The organism is Endozoicomonas numazuensis (genome assembly GCF_000722635.1).
Taxonomy (GTDB): Bacteria; Pseudomonadota; Gammaproteobacteria; order Pseudomonadales; family Endozoicomonadaceae; genus Endozoicomonas_A; species Endozoicomonas_A numazuensis.
The window spans coordinates 1-4593 of the sequence record NZ_JOKH01000020.1; the positions used below are offsets into that span (position 1 = coordinate 1).

4 protein-coding genes are annotated in these 4593 nt (G+C 46.4%); all 4 read left to right on the top strand.

Annotated features, from left to right (window positions below; genetic code table 11):
* The first annotated feature begins 779 nt into the window (after positions 1 to 779).
* Positions 780 to 1586, top strand: a complete 807-nt coding sequence (locus tag GZ78_RS26875; protein ID WP_051786606.1) for an alpha/beta fold hydrolase — start codon at positions 780 to 782, stop codon at positions 1584 to 1586.
* A complete protein-coding gene (locus tag GZ78_RS26880) occupies positions 1576 to 2424 on the top strand; it encodes an alpha/beta hydrolase (protein WP_034843410.1) in 849 nt (282 codons plus the stop codon). Before GZ78_RS26875 ends, GZ78_RS26880 begins: the two co-directional genes overlap by 11 nt.
* Positions 2425 to 2601: 177 nt before the next feature.
* Positions 2602 to 3459, top strand: a complete 858-nt coding sequence (locus tag GZ78_RS26885; protein ID WP_034843441.1) for a DUF4892 domain-containing protein — start codon at positions 2602 to 2604, stop codon at positions 3457 to 3459.
* Between the two features lie 371 nt (positions 3460 to 3830).
* Positions 3831 to 4593, top strand: a 763-nt coding sequence (locus tag GZ78_RS26890) for an IS1634 family transposase (protein ID WP_034843415.1), incomplete at its 3' end; no start/stop codon positions are given.

Below are 4593 nucleotides of genomic sequence, written 5' to 3' on the forward strand. Positions count from 1 at the left end.
ATTGTCCTGGTGCTGGCTATCTCTGAAGAGCCTGAGATTCGATATGAGGGTGGGGCAGGTCAAGATTCCTATGCCCATGCTGAAGAATGGATGTCTCATATCGTGGGTTACCCCAGGGGCTGACCACTTCTGCTTACGAGGACCTGATTAAACACCCTCTTTATCCTGCCATGCTGGACCGTATTCTAAAGCGTATAAATGCTCTTCCTGTGAACAGGGATGATCAGTATTTACAGTAAAGTGAAGGCATGGCTATATGCGGGTAAAAATGTTGAAGCAGGATAAGGTCGACGCTTAGCCTCTGGCCTTTTAGGCTGTTACTGACCTTCCCGGAATCGAATAGCCTTTCTGGTCAGTGAGGTAGACTTCTCCTTTTATACAATCATATTAGCTCGCTGAAATCACAGTTCCAATTTGCTTTACTCTGCAGATCCTGATAGCTTTTCGGACTGTTTTTTAAGGGGCTTTCATTCATCTGGTTTCGTTCTGTACCTCGTACAAATGAACCTGTCGGGCAATGAAAGTGCGCTCTAGGAGGCTGACCGAGAATAGCGTCCGAGCATAAAATTCAGTAGAACGAGTCAGCTTTTTCACTGAATTTGTGCGAATAGTTGACCTATTTAAGCAAATTCAACGGAAAAGATGGCCGTTCTTTCTGGATTTCAGACCGCAATTGTCTTAAGTCCGACAGGCTCCTATTGCTGTATACGATGTTTAGAGTATTTCCACAAACATAAGATATGACATGATGTGACCGTCGTTCGTCGCAAAGTATTAAAATGATGAGCAAGGATTCGATACATTTTTGCCATGCCAACGGGTTTCCTGCTCCGGTCTATCGTCAGTTTCTGAACCCTCTGGAGGCTCAGTTCCGGATTCAGTATCTGGAGTGTCATGGCCATAATCCCGATTATCCCGTCAATAATCACTGGGAATGCCTGGTCGATGAGCTGATTGATCAGCTGGAACGTCGATATGATCAGCCTGTTATCGGCCTGGGTCATTCTTTTGGTGGAGTGCTGACCTGGTTTGCTTCCCGAAGAAGGCCGGATTTATATAAGGCCGTCATTTTACTCGATGCGCCCTTGATGACTCCGCTGGACAGTGGTTATATCCGGTTGGCAAAAAAGCTCGGGATTATGGGTCGTATTACGCCTTCTCAAAGAGCTTCTGAAAGAAAAGCAGTATGGTCAGAAAGACAGGAAGCTCTGGACTATTTCCGGTCAAAAACGCTTTTCAACCAGTTTGATGAACGTTGTCTGGAAGATTATGTGGACTTTGGGCTGGATAATAGAAACGAGAGTCTGAGTCTGAAGTTTGATCCTGCGGTTGAGGCCGCAATTTTTTCTAACCTGCCAGACCGTTTTCCCCGTGCACAGAAGCCTGGAGTGCCATCATCCATGGTTTATGGTCAGAGCAGTGATCTTCTGTCAAGAAGACGAGTCTTGGTTCATCGCTATCTAACAAGGTTGGATATGCAAAGTACGCCTGGTGGACACCTGTTTCCTCTGGAGTTTCCGGAAGCAGCAGCAAAGAGTGTTCTGCAAATGATAGAGAGGCTTACAGGAGAGCATTATGGAGCCTAGGGACATTGAAATCTGCATCGGGCGGATGAATTTCTCGGGTCAGGAATGGGGTGACCCGAAAGGAAAGCCTTTGATTGCCCTTCATGGCTGGTTGGATAATGCCGCGAGCTTTGCTCCATTAGCCCCTTTTCTGAATGGTGTCCGGCTAATCGCTATTGATCAGGCCGGTCATGGGCGCTCGTCTCATCGACTGGACGAAGTGGATTATTCCATCTGGCATTATGTAGAGGATCTGGCTGAAATTGTCGATACTCTGGAGCTGGAGTCTTTCAGTTTAATTGGACATTCAATGGGGGCAATTGTCTCGGTGATGGCTTCCGCCATACTGGGAGACAGGGTTGAGAAGGTTATATTACTGGATGGGCTTTTCCCTATGCCCAGGAAACCAGAAGACGCTCCCAATGCATTGGCAACTTATATTCAGGAACGAAAGTCCTTCCGTAAAGGTAAGCCGGTTAACCGCTATCGCTCATTGGAACATGCCGTTAGGGTACGTTGTCTGGGGCAGTTTCCGGTGACTCGTGATTCTTCTGCCTTGTTAGTAGAGCGTGCGTTATACCAGGATGGTGATGCCTGGACCTGGAGAACAGATCCTCGCCTTAATCTGCCTTCACCCACTCGATTTACAGAAGATCAGGCATTGGCCTTTGCAGAACAGATGAGTTGTGATGCTCATATGCTCTATGCAAAAGAAGGTTATGTCGATGCACTCATAGAGCCTTATCGTGAACGTCTGGAACATATCCACTTTTACCCGATGCCTGGCTCTCATCATTTTCATATGGATGGTGAAACTCAATCGGTAGCGGATGTGGTGAATACTGTTATGAACTCTTGACTGTGTTAGGCTTGAAAGCTTATGGGAGCTGGAGCTTTTCTAATGAAAGCTCCTGATGGCTTCTTTGGTGATTCTTTAGCCATTTGACGCTAATACCACTGATTCAAAATAGGCGGCTGGATAACTTCCAGTCGATTAAAATACTGAAACAGTGGTATTTCCTGTGTCAGGAGTGAAATGCAATCTATGGCCATTTTCCATTCTTTTTTAAGACGAACGTCTTCTTTTATGTTGGCAAGTGCCTTTTTCCTGCCTGCCACTGTTTTTGCCGATGAAATAGCTCCATTTCCGAACGCTACTCTTGATCTTCAGCTCAAGCAGTCAGTGACCAGCTATCCGGTCATCAGCAGCTCCATGAAGAAAGTGAATGGTATCGTTACTGCTGATTCAGAGCAGTGGCTTGATGGCTCTCTTGACAGAAAACTTTATCTTCTGCCCAGTGGTAAAAGCAGTGATGAAGCGTACCGCTTTTTTACAGAGCAATTTAAAAAACTGGGTGTCACTCCTGTATTTAGTTGTGAACGCTTCAGTTGTGGTGGCAGTAATTTCTGGGCGAATAATGTATTTGATATCGCCCGACTTTATGGTCTGGATAAAGAGCAGGCTTACTTTCTGGGTCAAAAAGAGGTTGATGGAAAAACGGCTTATTATCTGACTTATACGGTAAGAAGAGGCAACAAAAGGGAGTACGCTCTGGTTGATATTTTCACGGCAGGTAAAGCTAAAGCGCTTAAAAGAAATCAGGTTGTGTTACCAACGTTACCTGGCAGTTTATCTGCATTAGCCAGCTCAGACGCGTATAAAGCATTATTAAAAGCTTTTGAAAATCAATCCAGACCCTTGTTGATTACTGTTGAGTCTGCTTCAGCAGGAAGAGTTTCAGAGGTAGATAGCCTCAGCCGGCAATTACAAGAAATTCAGACACTTCTCCAGTCTAAATTGCGTGAAGATGCCATCAGTTCCAGTCGATATCGTATCCAGTCAATTGTGGGTGATCAGGGCGAAGGTACTCTGCATTGGCAGGTACTCCAATAAAATAAAAGACAGATGTTCTGTGATCACCTTGGCAGCCATGATGATGTAACGTTCTTTCGTTAATTATGGGGGCAGGGTGTTCCACTGTTGAGTCAATAGAGTTTGGGTTGATCAGCAACTGTCGTTTTTCTACTTCTTCTAAGGAATAGTCCCAAAATAACTTCCTTATTCAAATCTGCTCAAAATCCGTTCGGGCTGAGTTTGTCGAAGCCCAATGCTATAACCCTTCGACAAGCTCAGGGCGAACGGGGTCCGGGTGAAAATCGGGAAGTTATTTTGGGGCAAATCCTAAACCCGACATTCACCACCTAACCTGACATTTTCCTGAAGTCTGCTATTTATCAGATAAGCAAATATCAGGAAACCGTCTTATGCCTCCTGTTCAGTACCGCACTCAGGTCATGGATCACCTCGGCTTAGTCGCAGGAATGTGCAAAGAGCTTGGGATCGTCGAACACATTGACCAGCGTGCCCCAAAGCAGTCCGACGAGTGGAAGGTTTCTCATGGTGAGTGCATTCTCGCCATGATTCTCAATGGCTTGGGGTTCGTTGGGCAATCTCTCCATATGTTTCCGCAGTTTTTCGACAACAAACCCCTCGACAAGCTGATCAGGGAGGGAGTCGAACCTGAGCACTTAAACGACAAAGTGCTCGGAAGAGCACTGGATGAGATGTTCAACCTGGATGTCAGTAAAGTCTATTTCGAGCTGGCTATCAAGGTAGCAAAGAGCCTCAAGCTGCCATGCGAGGCGTTAAACCTTGACGGTACAAGCCTACACGTCGATGGTCGTTATAATAGCGACAGCGAGGAGAGCGACGAAGACCTTAATTGCATCAGGATTTGCAAAGGCTACAGCCGTGACCATCGGCCAGACCTGAACCAGGCCATTTTGCTTCTGATGACCGAAAACAAAGCGGGCATTCCCATGTTTATGGCCGCTGCCAGCGGCAATGTGACCGACAAGACGAGTTTTCAGTGGGTCGTATCCCAGCACCTGAAGAGTTTCAAGGCCGCACTGGAAGCCCGTTACTTCGTTGCTGATGCTGCGTTGTATGTAGCAGAAACGCTTCAAAAACTGGATCAACAAGGGCAGTGGTTCATTTCCCGTGTTCCCCTCAATATCGCCGCCGCCA

Excerpts from the sequence above, each read along its gene's own strand:
- GZ78_RS26880 (WP_034843410.1), top strand. The coding sequence starts at position 1,576 with ATGGAGCCTAGGGACATTGAAATCTGCATCGGGCGGATGAATTTCTCG.
- GZ78_RS26885 (WP_034843441.1), top strand. The coding sequence starts at position 2,602 with ATGCAATCTATGGCCATTTTCCATTCTTTTTTAAGACGAACGTCTTCT.
- GZ78_RS26875 (WP_051786606.1), top strand. The coding sequence starts at position 780 with ATGATGAGCAAGGATTCGATACATTTTTGCCATGCCAACGGGTTTCCT.